This window comes from Dyadobacter flavalbus (assembly GCF_006149045.1).
Lineage (GTDB): Bacteria > Bacteroidota > Bacteroidia > Cytophagales > Spirosomataceae > Dyadobacter > Dyadobacter flavalbus.
In genome coordinates this window covers 65384-82908 of the sequence record NZ_VBSN01000073.1, presented here as the reverse complement: position 1 = coordinate 82908, position 17525 = coordinate 65384, and the positions used below count along the sequence as shown (strand labels likewise).

Below are 17525 nucleotides of genomic sequence, written 5' to 3'. Positions count from 1 at the left end.
GGCTTTTCAGCCGGTAATTTCTACTTTTGCAAATCGAAATGAAAAATAGGAAAATATCAGTTCAATAAGATGGCAAATCATAAATCAGCATTAAAGAGAATCCGCGCTAACGAAACAAAACGTTTGCGTAATCGTTACCAGCATAAAACTACACGTTCATACATCAAGAAATTGCGTGAAACGACTGATAAGGCAGTAGCTGTTGAAGTTTACAAAACTGTTTCTTCAATGTTGGATCGTTTGGCAAAGAAAAATATTATCCACAAGAAAAAGGCTTCTAACCAGAAATCAAAACTGGCAAAAGTTGTGAATGCACTTACTGCAGCAGCTTAGTCCCTTTTCTTCCTGAGATTTAAACCCCGGTAACGATTTACCGGGGTTTTCTTTTTTGTTATATTGCCATTTTTAAAGTCCTTATAAAGCATTGGTTCTTTACAAGGTTTAGTTCGATCTGATCGTTCTATTTACTTTCAATCACTGTAACCTAAATTCTTTTTATGAAAAAAGTCGTTTTATTTGCTGGTTTGGCAGCATTGGGAGCAATCCCGGCCGTTGCCCAATCGACGATTAACTTCAATGCACGCGGACTGGTTGTAGTTTCGGATGCGGATTTGTCGGCATCTGCACTTGTTGATGGAAAGCTATTAAGAGACATTACAGCAAAGGATCAGTTAAGTACAATCAAATTTCCTGTTGAAAGAGGCAGTAAAGGAATCGGAAGTGCAATGGTTTCAAATTCGGCACTCGGATATTCCAAAACGCTGGCGGTACCTCCGGCCGGCGGACTTGCTTATGTGCTGGAAAGCCGTGTGAAGCCGGAAGACGGCGTTACGGAATATAAAGATGTGATTTCAGAATTTCCGGCAGGAGAAAAATTATTTGTAGTCGATATTACAAACCTTGCTTCACCAAAGGCAAAATTCGGTTTTCCGGTCGGGAAAAAACCGATGGCCATTGATGTGAATAAAAACGAACTGATTATTTCAACGGGCGAAGCCGGAAAAGAGCTGGTGTTTATCGAAGCAGGACCAGACGGCAAGCCTGCAAGGTTCCTGAATCTGCCCGCAGCAATCGACTCGTCCAATAAAATTGCCGACCTTTCCTGGCATCCTTCCGGTGATTACATTGCCTTTACGCTGAGCAATTCCAAGGAAGTAGGATTGTATAAAGTCATCCGGGAAGGCGGCAAGCTCAAAAATGTGGAAATTGTCGGCAAGCCTGTTAAAGTCGGAACACAGCCGTCTTTCGGGAAATTCTCTTCGGACGGGAAGCATTACTTTGTGCTGGACACCAAAGGTGCTCCGGGAAAATCAACGGGCGAAGGTGAAATTCTGGTCGTGGATTTTTCCATGGACGGCACCGTTGAGCATAAAGTCGCAAGCCAGGTTCCGGCCGGCATCAATACAGGTTCTTTTACAATCAGTCCGGATGGTTCGCAGCTGGTCGCCGTGAATGCGGGAAAAAGCGATGCGCCATGGACAGAAGCCGGAACCGGAGCAGGAGCTTCCATTACTTTGTTCAAAGTCGGAAAAGCAGACGGTGCACTGACCAAAGTGGCAGATTATCCTTTTGACGGGATTTATCCGCAGAGCATCGCCTTTGATAAAGACGGTTCCCATCTTGCCGTTTCCGTTTTTGAATACCTTGAATACGGAATGGGAAACGGCGGTGTTGAATTCTGGAGTGTTACCAAAGGTGAAACACCTTCTCTGAAAAAGCAGGATGCCAAAATAAGTGTAGGAAAAGGAGCCCATACATTAAGGGTTATTCCCTGACGTGCCACAGATGCATAAAGAAAGCGGACTGGTGATTATCAGCCCGCTTTCTTTGCTTTTAATACTATCAAACATATGAAATCGGCATGAATTTCTTAATTTTGCGGTTTCATTCATAAAAATTGATTTACAATGATTACGGTTCAGAACGTATCCTTAAGATACGGCAAAAGGATATTATTTGACGAAGTAAATATAAAATTTGTCCCCGGAAACTGTTATGGAGTGATTGGAGCGAACGGGGCAGGAAAATCGACCTTTTTGAAAATTCTTTCCGGTGAAATTGAGCCGCAGACCGGTACAGTTCAAATGAATCCCGGCGAAAGGATGACTTTTCTGAAACAGGACCAGTTTGAATTTGATGCATATCCCGTAATGGACACGGTGATTTTGGGACATGAACGTCTTTACAAGATCATGAAAGAGCGTGAAGCCATTTACGAAAAAGAAGATTTTACCGATGCCGACGGTGAAAAAGCGGCGGAACTGGAAGCGGAATTTGCCGACCTGAACGGCTGGGAAGCGGAAACGGAAGCAGCGCAGCTGCTGAGCGGACTGGGACTTGGCGAAGAACTGCATTCCGCCATTATGGGCGATCTCAACGCCAATGACAAAGTTAGGGTTCTGCTTGCGCAGGCGTTGTTCGGAAATCCGGATGTGCTGCTGCTTGATGAGCCTACAAACAACCTGGACGTTGAAACGGTACTCTGGCTCGAAAACTTTTTAGCTGACTTTAAAAATACCGTAATCGTTGTTTCCCACGACAGGCACTTTCTGGATGAGGTTTGTACGCATGTTGTCGATATTGATTTCAGCAAGGTTCAGATGTTTACAGGAAATTATTCTTTCTGGTATGAGTCCAGTCAGCTTGCGTTGAAGCAGCGTCAGGATGCAAACAGGAAGTCTGAAGACAAGCGTAAGGAACTGGAAGACTTTATCAGAAGGTTCAGTGCGAATGCTTCCAAGTCCAAGCAGGCCACTTCGCGCGCCAAACTGCTTGAAAAACTGACGATTGACGATATAAAGCCTTCTTCGCGTAAATATCCGTATATCGCATTCAAGTCGGAAAGAGAAGTTGGCGATCAGCTGCTGCGAATTGAAGGATTGTCCAAAACAGCCGAAGACGGAACCAAACTTTTTGATAATCTCAGCTTTACAGTTAACAAAGGAGATAAAATCGCATTTGTGAGCCGTAATGTTCTTGCGATCAGTTCTTTTTTCGATATCATAAATGAAGTTCAGAAAGCAGATAAAGGAACTTATACCTGGGGTGTAACCATCACCAAATCGTATTTTCCGAAAGATCCGACGCAGTTTTTTGATGTGGACCTGAATCTTGTGGACTGGCTTCGTCAGTATTCGGAAGAAAAGGACGAAAGTTTTATCCGGGGGTTTCTGGGAAGAATGCTTTTCTCCGGCGAAGAGTCGCTGAAAAAAGCCAAAGTGCTTTCAGGAGGTGAAAAAGTACGCTGCATGCTTTCCAGAACAATGCTTTCCGGTGCGAATGCTCTGGTACTCGACGATCCGACAAACCACCTTGATCTGGAATCCATTACGGCGCTGAACAACGGATTGATTGACTTTTCTGGCTGTCTGTTGTTCTATTCGCACGATCACCAGTTTGTGCATACGATTGCCAACCGCATTATCGAAATCGGCCCGAAAGGAATTCTGGATAAATTGATGACTTATGACGAATTCCTGAAAGATGAAACCGTAAAACAGCAGCGCCAGAAGCTGTATTGATTATAATAGATAAAAGAAAAGGCCTTTGATAAAACTTTCAGCAAGTTTATCAAAGGCCTTTTTAGCTTAAAAAGTAAGTTATGAGTCGTAGCTCAGTCCGTATTGTTTCAGCACGTCTGCCGGAACACCTTCCCAAACGTTAGGCGTGTTTCCTACATAGCCAAGATCGTCAATCCCGATTCTGGTAGTATAAAATCCGGAAGCGGTCAGATTTCGCATCATATTGAAAAAAGCGACGCCCTGGCTGTGCATGGGTTTGGCTTTTTCCGGATAGGCAATATCGTCAACGATCTGGATTTGCTGCGCCTTTGTACAAAGGGTGAATATTTTCTTGAACCTTTTGTTGGATTCAAGGTCAAGCCATTTCAAACCGCCGCGTAACGGTGTCTGATATTGCGGCATATCCTTTACAATGAACTCGATAAAATCAGGAACTCCGGCCTGTGTGGCGCTGCCCGATTTGTCATCGGCCGGAATGATAATATCAACAAGAACTTTGATCGTTGCCATTTCCGAAGGAGTTAAAAACTTTTCTTTCAAAAGCTTCGCATCCCGGATTGCCTCGTCTTTGGTGCGTCCGTTCGGTATTTTGAGCGGCGTTTCAGGCGGCATCTGTGTATCCAGTTCTCTTTGTTCGGCAAGCGCCACCTGCGGGTTGAGCGCGGTAATGCCAAGCGAACTAAGTGTCAGGGCTTTTAATGAATCTCTGCGTTTCATATTTTAATAAGATTTGAAACTAAGTTCAAATGGTTAAATATTCTTTTGCTTAACCTGATTGACAATGTATTCCGATGCGCGCATGGAAAGTGCAAGGATGGTCCAGGTCGGGTTTTTATCTGCTTGCGAAACAAACGATCCGCCGTCTACAACAAACACGTTTTTCGCGTCGTGAGCCTGTGAATATTTGTTCAATGCGGAAGTTTTCGGGTCATCGCCCATTCTGACGGTTCCCACTTCATGGATAATACGGCCGGGTGCTGCAATTCCATAGTTGGTATCAGCGCCGGGTTTTGTGCCGCTTGCCACGCCGCCCAGTGCATGGATGATCTCTTCAAAAGTATCATGCATGTGTTTGGCCTGCTTGATCTCGTAATCCGACCATTTATAATGGAAACGCAAAACGGGAATACCGTACTTGTCCACAACGTTCGGGTCAATTTCGCAATAGTTATTGATATCGGGGACAGCTTCACCACGACCGGCCATTCCAACGTAAGCACCGTAAAAACGACGGTAATCTTCTTTCAGCGAGGCGCCGTATCCGCCCGCAGGTTTCATCAGGCCTGACGCTGTCGGGTATTTTCCGTTCATATTTTCGATGCCTGAGCCAAAACCGTAACTTGGCATACCCATTCCGCCGCCGTATTCGATGTGGTAACCTCTCGGGAAATCCAGTTTTTTGTTGTCCAGCCACCAAGGAGTGTACACGTGCATACCGCCTACGCCGTCTTCATTGTATCTTTTTCTGTCCATCAGATGCGGAAGAAATGCACCGCGCGACGCACCGGTAGAATCGTGCAGGTATTTTCCAACCACGCCGCTTGAATTGGCAAGCCCGCCCGGATGTCTTTCTGATTTGGAGTTCAGCAAAAGTCTTGCGGATTCTCCTGCGCTGGCTGCCAGTACAACTACTTTCGCTTTGATGGTGTGTTCTGTCAGTTTTTCACGGTTCACATAAGAAACGCCCGTTGCCAGTCCGGAAACCGGATCGGTAAGCACTTCGCGTGCCATGGCATTGTTGATCAGTGTTACATTTCCGGTTTTTACAGCCGGGATACAAAGCACTGAAGAGGACGAGAAATCCGCATAAGCCTGACAGCTGCGCGAACATTGGCTGCAATAAAAACAAACCCCGCGCTGATCGTTAATCGGCTTTGTAAGAATGGAAAGACGGGAAGGAATGACAGGCACATTAGCCTTTTTTCCGGCCTGTTTAAGCATAAGTTCATGCAGACGCGGTTTCGGCGGAGGCAGAAAAATTCCGTCCGGCTCGTTGTCCATGTTTTCAACCGTTCCGAAAACCCCGATCAGTTTATCGACCTGATCGTAGTATGGTTTTACATCGTCATAACTGATCGGCCAGTCGTCGCCCAGGCCGTCTATGCTTTTTCTCTTGAAATCCTTTGGTCCGAAACGGAGCGAAATCCGGCCCCAGTGATTGGTACGGCCGCCCAGCATCCTTGAACGGAACCAGTCGAATTCTGTGCCGTTTTTATGCGTGTAAGGCTCGCCTTCAATGTCCCAGCCGCCCCATGCGGCATCAAAGTCACCGAACGGACGATGATTGGAAGCGCCTCTGCGCGGTGATTCCCAGGGCCATTTAAGCTGCGTAATATATTTAGGATCAGCAGGGTCAAAATATCCGCCTGCCTCTAAAAGAGCCACTTTGGCACCTGCTTTTGCAAGCTGGTATGCCGCCATTCCGCCTCCTGCTCCCGAGCCAATAATGCAGACGTCAAAAACGACAGGCTGTTCTTTGATTTGAAACATAGTTAAAAGGGTAGTTTATAAAAATACTATTTAATCATTAAATATAAACACGGATTATATAACAGTAGCCGTTCGTATACATTTTAAAGTTTATTTAAAACAAATCTAAATGGAATGTGGAATTTCAATTAAAATCTTGCAATAAATACTTTGAAGTGACCAAAAACGGCTTCTTTTAAACTTCGTTGCCTGAATATTCTTTAACTAACGCTAAAAAATAGCTGCGCTTGTGATACATCTCGTTAATTTTGATCTTTTAATCCAATTGAATGATTTTGGCAGTTACGGGAAACGATATAAACCTGGCAAAAGAGACTCTTGTAAAAGGAGGACTTGTGGCCATTCCTACTGAAACGGTTTACGGACTAGCAGGCAATGCGCTGGATGAAAAGGCCGTTTTGTCCATTTTTGAGGTGAAAAACCGTCCGGCGTTTGATCCGCTCATTATTCATACCGATTCTGTTGAAAAAGTAATGCACTATGTCTCGGATTTCCCTGAGAAAGCCCGCAGGCTTGCAGAAAAATTCTGGCCCGGACCGCTTACTTTGCTTTTGCCTAAAAAAACGGTCATACCCGATCTGGTCACATCCGGACTGGATAGCGTGGCGGTGAGGATTCCGAATCATCCATTGTTGCTTGAACTGTTGAAAAGGCTGGATTTCCCGCTGGCCGCTCCAAGTGCCAATCCTTTTGGTTACATCAGTCCAACGAATGCAGCACATGTAAATGCGCAACTTGGAGAAAAAATCCCTTATATTCTGGACGGTGGCGAAAGCCGTGTAGGCATCGAATCGACGATTGTAGGCTTTGAAAATAATGAAACGATCATTTATCGGCTCGGCGGTCTGGCGGTGGACGACATTGAGCAAGTGATCGGGAAAGTAACGCTGATGCCGAATTCCTCTTCTGACCCCAAAGCGCCTGGCATGCTGAAAAGCCATTATGCGCCGAGAAAGCCGTTTTTTCTGCAGAATGAAGTAATTTCAAAAAGCGGTAACGAACAAACCGGCTATCTTCTGTTTGACAAATATCTCGAAGGCGTAAGCCATGCCAATCAACGCGTTTTAAGCTTTAATTCAGATATGCAGGAAGCTGCGCATAATCTTTTCGCTTACTTGCGGGAACTGGACGCACTGCCTGTTGAACAGATCATTGCTGAACGCGTTCCTGCGCGTGGCCTCGGACTTGCCATTAACGACCGGCTGCAGCGAGCGGCAGCGCATTAAGCTATTTGAAAAAATAAGGATGAAAATTCATCAGGAAAACTTCGTCCGTAGCGCGCGTAATCGCCGTATAAAGCCAGCGTATGAATTCCGCATTGATCTGTTCTTCTGGTAAATATCCCTGGTCAATAAATACGCTGCTCCATTGTCCGCCCTGCGCTTTGTGACACGTAAGCGCGTAGGCGAATTTCACCTGAAGAGCATTCAGATACGGATCTTTCCGCAATGCTTCCGCGCGTTCTTTCTTTGATTTGATGTGAAAATAATCTTCAAGGATACTTTCGTATAACTTCTTATTGTCATCCGACGAAAGGGAAGGAGCGGCGGAATGCAGCGTATCCAGAAAAATCTTGGCGTTAAACTCCGGCTGTTTTTCGTAATCCGTCAGGCGGAGAACCACATCTGCAAACCGGAATCCGTGGATTTCCTCCGTTTTCCGGATTTTCAGTAATTCTACAAAATCACCGTTGGCAATGAAACCCGCAGGTGAATCTTCATCGAGTACATTATAGTTGTTACGCACAACCATCAGCCGGTCGCCGGCGTCAATTTCTTCTTCCGAAAAGTTAATGGCCCGCCGGATGAATTCGTTGTACTGAACAGCAGACTTGTTGGAGCGTGTCAGAATGATTGAATTTTCCTGCCCGAACTTGTCATAAGCATAGCGAAGCCCTTCTTCCAGCTTTTCGCCGGTCATCTTGAAAACATCACGGTAAGATCTTGTTGTGATGTGAATGTTGGGTTTTTCTGCACTGAGTTCATTCCGGAGCAGCGTTGCATTGTAAAGGATGCCCGATTCTTCATCCTGCCGCATGACTTCCCTGAGTTCTTCCTGAAACACGGACATATAAAAAGTCCTTTCCAGGTATTCGCCGTCCAGTGCCGGGCTCAGTTCGCGACCGACCGGCGGAAGCTGGGCCACGTCGCCGACGAGCATCAGCTTGTTTCCAGGATTTTCAAATACAAATTCAATAAGATCGGCCAAAAGGCTGCGGTTGCCAAAATCAGCTTCATCTGTTATCATGGACGCTTCATCCACAATAAATAAAGTATTGTCATGGTAATTTTTCTGGCGCTGAAATGTCAGTGTGCCTGAAAAGGAATCCGCCGTTTGCTTGTATATTTTTTTATGAATCGTCAGTGCAATTTTTTCGGAATAACCGGACATTACTTTGGCAGCCCTGCCGGTAGGAGCAAGCAGCACGGATTTGTACCCGAAGTTTTTTAGAACTTTTATCAAGGTGCTTATAATCGTGGTTTTACCCGTTCCGGCATATCCTTTCAGTAAAAAGCAGTCGCGGTAACGTTCAAGCCCCGATTCCTCGATCAGAAAATCATCCATCTTGGCGAAAAAACGGAGCTGACCTTCAGTAGGTTTGAAAGGAAAACGTTTGCGCAGCAGCTGGGAAGGTAAAATTTTGTCTGTTTCCATAATAACGAAGCTAATGGAAGGAACGGAAATATCAAAGTGGCATTCCAGTTACAAAAATATACTAAGAAATAGTTGGATTTTAATGGATCAAATTTCTATATTAGGTTTCCTTTTATCTCAAATCCATAACCTTATCGTCTATGCTGGTACATCATGTAATGGGCAACAAGCCTTTTAATGCAATCTGGTCAGTTACGCAGGATAATACTGTATTCGAGGCTCTTGAGCTGATGGCTGCCAAAAATATCGGAGCGGTTTTGGTACTGGAAAACAACGAACTGATCGGAATATTTTCGGAAAGGGATTATGCAAGAAAAGTTATTCTTCAGGGAAGGGCATCACGCGACACGCTGATCCGGGAAGTGATGACCAGCAAGGTAATTACCGTGGAAACGGATCAGAAAATTGAGGAATGCATGCAGATCATGTCTGATAAACACATTCGCCATTTGCCTGTAAATGAGCATGGAAGGCTGGTCGGCATTATTTCCATCAATGATATTGTATCGGCCATTATGTACGAACAAAAGGAACATATCAACACGCTGGAAAGCTACATTTCAGGAAGTCCTTATTACTGATTACAAACCCGTTTATTTTTTTACTGCATCTTTTCAGAAAGACAAATTCTGCTTTATTCAGGCAGAAACGCCTTTCCTGACAGAATTATGTCTTGTCAATTCTGTCAGGATGTTTATATTTACCGCTCCAAAAAATCAGGCTTTGTCAAAACTGAATGATCAGATAGAAATTTTGTACGGCGGCATTGTACGTGTCCGCGTTTGCGGAATCTGCATGGTCAATGATAAAATACTGCTGATCAACCATTCGCTTTATGGCAAAGACGGGTTTTTCTGGAGCCCGCCCGGCGGCGGTATTGTTTTTGGAGAAACAGCCGAAATGGCGTTGAAAAGGGAATTCAGAGAGGAAACCGGTCTGGATGTGAAAGTAGGAAAGCTGCTTTTTGTCAACGAACACATTCAGGCCCCGCTGCATGCCATTGAATTATTCTTTGAAATAGAATCATTTGCAGGCATGCCCGAAAAAGGCACTGATCCCGAACTGCCGGCTGAAAACCAGATTATCGCCGATGTCCGTTTTATGAGCTGGGAAGAACTCAGCCAATTTGAGGATTATCAATTGCATGGCTTATTTTCGCATGTGCATGCGCTTGAAGAAATTTTACAGCTTGAAAAGTACATTTTCGGAGCGGCCGACTGAATTGAATATTAATTAATAATTACCCGTTTTATTGTGGCACATTCTGAAAACCAAGTCATTGAAGTTATTCCTACCTTGCTCGTAGGCGATAATTCGTTTGACGAGGCCAGCATTCCGTTCTGTACATTGTGTATCGAAGTGGATGAAAGGCGTATCCGTTTCTGCATTGTCCGTGATGAAAATATGGAATGCATCTGGCTGGAAGATTACGGTTTTGAGACGGTTCTGAACCCGAATGAGATCTTCGAAAAGCTGAAAAAGATTTTTACCGGCCATTTGTTATGGTCTTCGCATAACTGGAAAAATGTAAGGATCGCGATCAATTCGCATGCTTTCAGCCTGATTCCAAGTATCATTTTTGATAAAAATGCCATTCGGGATTATCTTGAGTTTGCGCTGGGAAATCCGGTTCCGGAGGATGAAAAAGTTTTATATCATGAGCTGCCGCTTGTTCATGCCTACAATGTTTTCAGCATTCCGCAAATCTGGTACGACTGGATGATCAATCATTTCGGCTCGTCCAGCATTACTTTTTATCATCTGACAAGCCCGCTGATCATCGGCGCGTTGGTGAGCCATGCGGAACATGAAGAATTCCGGATTGTTTCTGTTTATTTTGAAAAAGATTATTTTACGCTGATCATAACAGAAAGTCAGCAGCTTATACTTTGCAACCGGTTCCGGTTTTCACAATTCCAGGAACTTGCCTACATTATTCTGTTTACTTTAAGCCAGCTGAATTTTCTTCCGGAGGAAATGAAAGTGATCTGCTACGGTGAAATAACAGCTTCTTCGGACACATACACAGAACTTTCACAGTTTTTCCCCAATCTGCACATCGGAAACGGGCCTACAACGCTGCGTTACAGCACCCAGTGCGCACATGTGCCCGGGCACAGATATTTCGGTCTTTTCAATACTTACCTTGTTTCATCCTGATCTGTAAATCAAGCTACTATGAAGCGCATTGCATTGTTTCCCGGCTCTTTTGATCCTTTTACCAAAGGGCATGAAGATATTGTCATACGCGGACTGCGGCTTTTTGACGAAGTAGTAATCGGGATAGGAAACAACGCTACCAAAAAGCGCTATTTCCCGCTGGACGTCATGAAAGAAATGATCGAAAGGACGTTTGATCATCAGGAAAATGTGAAGGTTATCACTTACGAAGACCTTACCGCGCATACAGCCCGCGAACTCGGCGCCACATTTTTGCTGAGAGGTCTGCGTAATACGACCGATTTCGAGTATGAAAACGGTATTTCGCAAGTCAACCGGTATTTGTACGAGGAAATAGAAACCGTATTTCTGATTACTTCGCCAAATCTTGCGCCGATCAGTTCCAGCATTATCCGCGATCTGCATCGTTACGGGCAAGGCGTGGACAATTTCCTGCCTTATTCGCTTTCGGAGTTAAATAAACTGAGTCAGGAAGGATAGTTTTACCAAAATATGCTGCTTATTCGTTGATTTTGTGAATTTTGTTCAGACTGTCAATGACATAGCGTATCGAACTGTAAGAATTGATCAGGATTGATTTGGCTTCTGCCGGTGCGTACCAGTCCAGTTTTTCAATCTGCTCTTCGGCCTGCGGCTGCATTTCCGAATCATCAATGCAGTCGAAAAGGTACCATTTTGTACGTTTCAGGATTCGGTTATTGTTCAGGCTGTACGTATGCCATGTTGTGCAGATCTTGTCCCGGATGGCTGCATCTACACCGGTTTCTTCCTTGATTTCCCTGATTGCAGCCGTTTTTGAATTTTCTCCTTTATCCAGTTTTCCTTTGGGAAGGTCCCATTTTTTCCTGCGGAACATAAAAAGCCATTTGCCGTCTTTTACAACTACGCCGCCGGAAGCCTTGATTACTTTATACAATCCTTTTATTTTTTCTTCCACTTCCGATTTTTCCCGCGTGGCCATCGTAATGGAAAGCATCTGCTTCGGCAATTCCTTTTCCAGAAGCTGTATAACCTGCACGGCCGTTGTTGCAGTGGAATTCAGAAACAGGATATGGCCGGTCAACATCGTCTTTTTAAGTTTCTCAAGCCTCAGGTCAATGACATGGTCAAAGCCCGAAGTTTCCGAGGCAGAAAGCTGATTGGTCCGTACAATTCTGAATGGACGGTCGTCAAAAAAAATGATCATTTTTCAAATGGTACGTGATAGGATGCCAAAATTAAGTAAAGAGTTTAGTTTAGACAGTGATTATTATTGATAAATTTGTACTGGTAACAAATATACAGTTCTTGGAACTCCTGATCATTCTGCTTTTAGTGCTTCTCAATGGTGTTTTTTCCATGTCCGAGATTGCACTTGTTTCATCCCGAAAATCCCGTCTTGAATCTGCTGCGAAAAATGGCGATGCCAGTGCAAAGGCCGCATTGAACCTCGCCAGTTCTCCGAACCGCTTCTTGTCAACCGTTCAGATCGGAATTACGCTGATCGGACTGCTGACGGGTATGTACAGCGGCGACAATATTACTTCCAATCTTGAAAAGTTTATAGCAGGTATCCCTTTTCTGAACCCGTACAGCCACTCGCTGGCGGTCGGTACCGTGCTGGTCATCATTACTTACCTTTCACTCGTGCTGGGCGAACTCGTGCCGAAAAGAATCGGAATGGCAAATCCGGAAGCGATTTCCAGGTTTATGGCGCGGCCTATGAACCTGCTTTCAAAAATTACGGCTCCGTTTATTGCTTTGCTGAGTTTTTCAAGTGACTTGATCATTAAAATCCTGAACATCAAGCCCAGCGAGAATTCGGTAACTGAAGAGGAAATCAAAAGCCTTATTCAGGAAGGAACTTCCGGCGGCGTTTTTGAAGAAATCGAACAGGAAATCGTACACAATGTTTTTCAGCTCGGCGACAGAAAAGTTACTTCGCTGATGACGAACCGGCAGGAAATTGTGTGGCTTGACCTGGAAGATTCGGTGGAGGAAAACAAGGCCAAGATATTTGAATCGCGGCATTCCATTTATCCGGTCTGCCGGGACACTGTTGACAATGTTGTCGGGCTTGTGTATGTGAAAGACCTGATTGCGACGGATATGGAAGCACAAATGGCTAATCTGAACGCGATTGTCAAAGATCCCGTCTATTTGCCGGAAAGCAACCGGGCATATCAGGCGCTTGAAAAGTTTAAGGAACAGCGCGTATATTTCGGCATCATTGTGGATGAGTACGGCGGACTGCTCGGCGTTCTAACCATGCACGATATCATGGATGCGCTCGTCGGCGATATTTCCGAAGATATGGAAGAGGCCACAGAAATCATCAAGCGGGAAGACGGAAGTTACCTGATTGATGCCCAGCTTCCGTTTGATAATTTCCTTCAGTACTTCAGTATCAATATGACGGATACGGAAAGACGCGAACTTGTAGGTTTCAACACGCTGGGCGGCTTTGTACTGCATATACTGGAAAATATCCCGAAGACCGGCGAAAAATTCAAATGGAAGTATTTTGAATTTGAAGTCCTGGATATGGACAGAAGCCGTATTGACAAGTTATTACTGATTAACCACAATATTCAAGAAGAATCCGAAGACTAAAATGCCAGAAAACCAGGATACCAGTAAAAGAATTGCAGAATTGCTGCTTGAAGCGCAAGCCATTAAATTAAGACCTGAAAACCCGTTTCAGTGGAGTTCGGGATGGCTTTCACCCATTTATTGCGACAACAGAGTTGCATTGTCCTTTCCGGATACTAGAACTTTCATCAAAAAAGTGCTGGCAAAAGTAATCAGGGAAAATTATCCGGGCGTTCAGGCCGTGGTAGGAGTGGCAACCGGCGGCATTGCGCAGGGCGCGCTTGTGGCAGAATTACTGGAACTTCCGTTTGCTTACGTGCGTCCGGAGCCGAAAAAACACGGTATGGGCAATCAGATCGAGGGAAGGCTGGAAAAAGGACAATCGGTTATCATCGTTGAAGACCTGATTTCAACAGGCGGCAGCTCGCTGAAAGTCGTGGATGTTTTGCGGGAAGCCGGCATAGAAGTCGCCGGAATGGTTGCTATTTTTACTTACGGTTTTGAAGTAGCGGAAAATAATTTCAAGGGAAAAAATGTTCGTCTGGATGCCATCAGCAATTACAATGCCTTGATTGAAACGGCTCTTGAACACAATTATATCGACAGTACCCAGCTGGAAAGCCTGAGTGCATGGCGGCTGGCGCCCGAGAAATGGGGCAAATAAGCAAAGTAACCTTCCGGCCTTCAAATCCATAGCTGTCCGTTTCGGTTTGAAGGCCGGAAGAATTTTAACCGCGATGGTTATCCAGTTTTTCAAACAATCCGCCAAAAGCTTCTTCCTTAACCCCGTCCGATTTGAGGAATTCGTGCGGAAACCCGAGTTCTATTTTACTGACTTCATTTAACCGCTGAATCATAGTATCGGGAATGGTGAAATTCAGACAGCCCAATGAATCCAGCAGTTGTTTTTCCCTGGAAGCGCCTATAATCGGGATCATCACCTGATTGCGGTGACGCGTCCAGTTGATGGCAACCTGCGCAGGCGTGACACCCAGTTCATTTGCGACTTCCACAACGGCCTTTGCAATCATGCTGCTGTGCTCGTTACGCCTTGTGCTGTCGTCCGGAACGCGCCCGGCTTCGCCCCGCAAATATTTTCCGGTCAAAGCGCCGCCGCCGATTGTTCCCCAAGGCGTTACGGCAAGGTCAAGCGCTTTGGCCATCGGGATAAGGTCCCTTTCGGGCGTTCTCTGCAGAAGTGAATATTCAAACTGGATTGCGGCAAAAGCATTCCAGCCCCGAAAATCGGCAATCGTATTGGCTTGTGAAACGATCCATGCGGGCGTATCGGAAATTCCTACATAATGAACAAGTCCGCGTGAAACGAGATCGTCAAGTCCTCTCATTACTTCTTCAACGGGCGTTGTATTATCCCACAAGTGAACCCAAAGCAGATCAATGTATTCTGTATTAAGTCTTTTAAGGCTGGACAAAACGGAACGCATCAGGTTCTTGCGGTGATTGCCGGCAAAGTTCAGGTCATTGTTCCGGTCTTTCAGCGTAAACTTTGTCGCAAGCACCCAGTGATCACGGTCACTTTCAATAAATTCACCAACGTATTTTTCAGATGAACCTTCTGTATACCGGTTTGCAGTGTCAATAAAATTCCCGCCTGCACTCGCAAAGGTTTCGAATATTTTAAAACTTTCATGTTTGTCTGCTCCCCATCCCCACTCGGTTCCAAAAGTCATTGTTCCGAGGCAAACTTCTGAAACACGCAATCCGGATCTGCCCAATAATTGATAGCGCATAGTAATAAAATTATGTTTTTAAAATAGGATACAACGTCTGCTCGGGACTGTGCATTGTTAATTTTTGTCACGCAAAGTTATATCCTTACCCGCCAAATGTATTTATATTGTAGCACAATTGGAATCTTTTCACCTTACTCAATGATAGATGTTGCTTATCCTTACTTCGATACAAATCTGAGCTGGCTTTCGAATAATTACAGATTATTGCTGGAAGCCGATGATGATACCGTACCGGTTAGGGAACGCCTGCGCTTTCTTGGATTGTATGCATATGAAACCAAAGAGTTTTTCCGTGCACGCATTCCGGGTTTGCTCGCCATGGGCGAAGTAAGCAATGATATCCGTTCCAAGCTCAATATCTTTCCGGATTCGCTGCTGGAACATGTATACGAGACCGTTGAAAACCAGCTTCGTGAATTCAACCTTATTCTGGTAAACAGAATACTGCCTGCATTGCAGGAACAGGGAATCCACTGGTATTACCGCGAGGCATTTGCAGATGAACACCGGCCTTTTCTCCGCAGGTTTTTTGTAAATAAACTGTTCAGGTATCTTCAGCCCGTTTTTCTGGACGGGAGGCGAAATTCGAAGTTGCAGTTGTTTGATTCCCGGCAATTGTACCTGATTGTCAGAATGCAGCCCGGCGGTGATTCGGAGGAAGACTGGTATGCAGCAGTGAACGTGCCTTCTGAACCGTTCGGACGCTTTATTGAACTGCCCGAGCTGGACGGAAAACGGCATATTGCTTTTCTGGAAGATATTATCCGGGAAAATCTGCCGTTGCTGTTTCCGGGATACGAGATTCTGGAAAGTTATGCTTTGCGTGTGGAAAGAGATACCGAACTGACGATTGAAGATGAATATCCGGCACCGATTGCGCAGCGCATTCTGAAACAGCTTGAAAAACGCAACTTTGTACTGCCTTCCCATTATTATTACGAATCGGGCATGCCGCTTTACATGCGTGAATATCTGATGCGGAAGGCTGCCGTTCCGATGAACGAGTTTCATGAGCGCGGACATTATATTTACATGCAGGAACTTGTTTCTTTTCCTGCAATTTCGAAGCGCCTTGATTATCCTTATCAAAAACCGATCCGTAATCCTGAACTGGACGAAACGGGATCTGTTTTTGAATCGCTCCAGAAATCGGATCATCTGCTGCATTTGCCGTATCATTCCTATGAGCCGGTTATCCGGTTTTTTAATGAGGCAGCCATTGATCCTCATGTTAAGGAAATTCATGTTTCGCTATACAAAATCAGCTCCAATTCCTTTATCCTGAACTCACTGATCAGCGCATCCAGAAACGGCAAGCGCGTCACCACTTACATTGAGCTCAACAGCAAACTGGATATTCAGGAAAACATGCACTGGTCAAAAAAGATGCGTGATGCCGGTATCAAGATCATTATCAGCATTCCGGGATTGAAAGTCCATGCGAAAATGGCGCTGGTCAAAAGGAAAGTACAGAAAGGCTGGGAGCGTTATGCATTGCTTGGAACCGGCGGCTTTTACAGAATGACAAGCCGCGAAATTGTGGATCATACGCTGCTGACAAGCAACCGTGAACTGACCAATGAACTGGAACTGCTTTTCGGATATCTGTCCACGCAGGACGAGCCTAAAAAGTACAAATATTTGCCCTTCAATTATTTATTTGTAACCCAGTTTACATTACAGCAAAGAATCATTAACCTCATTGATCGTGAAATTGCAAGCTGCAATGCCGGGCTTAAATCCTTTATAACCATTAAAATCAATCAGCTTCAGGATCATACGCTGATTGATAAATTATATCAGGCCGGAAAGGCGGGTGTTCCCGTTCAGATCATTGTAAGCGAAAGCTGCAGCCTGATTTCCGGACTTCCTTCCATCAGCGATAATATCATCGTAAGCCGGCATGTGGACCGTTATATCGAGAATACAAGGATTTTTCATTTTGCCAATCGCGGCAACGATGAAATATACCTTTCTTCCTGCGACTGGACCCACCGCAACCTGCACCGCCGCATCGACATCTGTTTTCCCGTTCTGGATGAAAGCCTGAAAAGCCAGATGCGCACTGTTTTGAGGAACTACGTCAACGACAATCAGAAGTCCGTACGGCTTGACCTTTATCAGAACAACCTCAAATTGCCCGATGATGCACGTGTGAAAGTGCGTGCCCAGGATGCAAATTACCGCCTTGTAGAAAAGCTGGAAAAAAGCGGCCCGGTAAAAAAAACAGAATAATTGTTCCATTTTTCATCGTACATTTTCAGTGAAATTAAATTTTTTACTGTTAGATTTATTACGTGCGTCTTATTGGCAGGCGGCGTTATGAAAATAATGCTTTGACGTCGGTTACTGA

The 17525-nt window shown here is 44.9% G+C and carries 16 protein-coding genes; 11 read left to right on the top strand and 5 right to left on the bottom strand.

Annotation, left to right across the window (positions count from 1 at the left end; all coding sequences use genetic code 11):
* The first annotated feature begins 69 nt into the window (after window positions 1-69).
* The 3 genes from rpsT (at window position 70) to FEM33_RS24535 (ending at window position 3521) form a co-directional block, all read left to right on the top strand.
* Window positions 70-333: a 30S ribosomal protein S20 gene (gene rpsT, locus FEM33_RS24545; protein WP_139014618.1), complete on the top strand. Its 264-nt coding sequence runs from the start codon at window positions 70-72 to the stop codon at window positions 331-333.
* Between the two features lie 164 nt (window positions 334-497).
* Window positions 498-1775 (top strand): beta-propeller fold lactonase family protein, encoded by a 1278-nt coding sequence (locus FEM33_RS24540; protein ID WP_139014617.1) that lies wholly within the window; start codon window positions 498-500, stop codon window positions 1773-1775.
* Between the two features lie 132 nt (window positions 1776-1907).
* On the top strand, window positions 1908-3521 hold the full coding sequence (locus tag FEM33_RS24535; RefSeq protein WP_139014616.1) for an ABC-F family ATP-binding cassette domain-containing protein: 1614 nt from the start codon (window positions 1908-1910) through the stop codon (window positions 3519-3521).
* 78 nt (window positions 3522-3599) lie between these two features.
* Here FEM33_RS24535 and FEM33_RS24530 read toward each other — a convergent pair whose 3' ends face one another.
* Together FEM33_RS24530 and FEM33_RS24525 are read right to left on the bottom strand one after the other, a co-directional pair.
* The gene (locus FEM33_RS24530) at window positions 3600-4238 is read right to left on the bottom strand and encodes a gluconate 2-dehydrogenase subunit 3 family protein (protein WP_139014615.1); all 639 of its coding nucleotides are present in this window, start codon (window positions 4236-4238) and stop codon (window positions 3600-3602) included.
* Between the two features lie 33 nt (window positions 4239-4271).
* On the bottom strand, window positions 4272-6011 hold the full coding sequence (locus FEM33_RS24525) for a GMC family oxidoreductase (protein ID WP_139014614.1): 1740 nt from the start codon (window positions 6009-6011) through the stop codon (window positions 4272-4274).
* Between the two features lie 275 nt (window positions 6012-6286).
* Between FEM33_RS24525 and FEM33_RS24520 the strand changes: the two genes are divergently transcribed.
* Complete coding sequence (locus FEM33_RS24520) at window positions 6287-7237, top strand: L-threonylcarbamoyladenylate synthase (protein ID WP_374756449.1); 951 nt, start codon at window positions 6287-6289, stop codon at window positions 7235-7237.
* A 1-nt stretch (window position 7238) separates the two neighbouring features.
* On the opposite strand, the gene FEM33_RS24515 is transcribed toward FEM33_RS24520, so the two are convergent.
* Entirely contained in the window at window positions 7239-8666 is a 1428-nt protein-coding gene (locus FEM33_RS24515; protein ID WP_139014612.1) for an ATP-dependent DNA helicase, read from the bottom strand.
* A 140-nt stretch (window positions 8667-8806) separates the two neighbouring features.
* Here FEM33_RS24515 and FEM33_RS24510 point away from each other — a divergent pair, with 140 nt between their 5' ends.
* The 4 genes from FEM33_RS24510 to coaD all read left to right on the top strand — a co-directional run bounded on the left by FEM33_RS24510 (window position 8807) and on the right by coaD (window position 11327).
* Complete coding sequence (locus FEM33_RS24510) at window positions 8807-9247, top strand: CBS domain-containing protein (protein WP_229214394.1); 441 nt, start codon at window positions 8807-8809, stop codon at window positions 9245-9247.
* A 142-nt stretch (window positions 9248-9389) separates the two neighbouring features.
* Window positions 9390-9887 (top strand): NUDIX domain-containing protein, encoded by a 498-nt coding sequence (locus tag FEM33_RS24505; RefSeq protein WP_229214393.1) that lies wholly within the window; start codon window positions 9390-9392, stop codon window positions 9885-9887.
* A 33-nt stretch (window positions 9888-9920) separates the two neighbouring features.
* Window positions 9921-10826, top strand: coding sequence for a DUF3822 family protein (locus FEM33_RS24500; RefSeq protein ID WP_139014610.1), 906 nt, complete (start codon window positions 9921-9923; stop codon window positions 10824-10826).
* An 18-nt stretch (window positions 10827-10844) separates the two neighbouring features.
* Window positions 10845-11327, top strand: coding sequence for a pantetheine-phosphate adenylyltransferase (gene coaD, locus FEM33_RS24495; protein ID WP_139014609.1), 483 nt, complete (start codon window positions 10845-10847; stop codon window positions 11325-11327).
* Between the two features lie 19 nt (window positions 11328-11346).
* Here the strand turns inward: coaD and FEM33_RS24490 are convergent, their stop codons facing one another.
* Entirely contained in the window at window positions 11347-12033 is a 687-nt protein-coding gene (locus tag FEM33_RS24490) for an NUDIX hydrolase (RefSeq protein WP_139014608.1), read from the bottom strand.
* A gap of 101 nt (window positions 12034-12134) precedes the next feature.
* On the opposite strand from FEM33_RS24490, the gene FEM33_RS24485 reads away from it, so the two are divergent.
* Together FEM33_RS24485 and pyrE are read left to right on the top strand one after the other, a co-directional pair.
* Entirely contained in the window at window positions 12135-13439 is a 1305-nt protein-coding gene (locus FEM33_RS24485; RefSeq protein ID WP_139014607.1) for a hemolysin family protein, read from the top strand.
* 1 nt (window position 13440) lies between these two features.
* Window positions 13441-14082, top strand: coding sequence for an orotate phosphoribosyltransferase (gene pyrE / locus FEM33_RS24480; RefSeq protein WP_139014606.1), 642 nt, complete (start codon window positions 13441-13443; stop codon window positions 14080-14082).
* A gap of 64 nt (window positions 14083-14146) precedes the next feature.
* On the opposite strand, the gene FEM33_RS24475 is transcribed toward pyrE, so the two are convergent.
* Window positions 14147-15169: an aldo/keto reductase gene (locus FEM33_RS24475; RefSeq protein WP_139014605.1), complete on the bottom strand. Its 1023-nt coding sequence runs from the start codon at window positions 15167-15169 to the stop codon at window positions 14147-14149.
* A gap of 141 nt (window positions 15170-15310) precedes the next feature.
* Between FEM33_RS24475 and ppk1 the strand changes: the two genes are divergently transcribed.
* Entirely contained in the window at window positions 15311-17407 is a 2097-nt protein-coding gene (gene ppk1 / locus FEM33_RS24470; RefSeq protein ID WP_139014604.1) for a polyphosphate kinase 1, read from the top strand.
* Window positions 17408-17525: the final 118 nt, after the last annotated feature.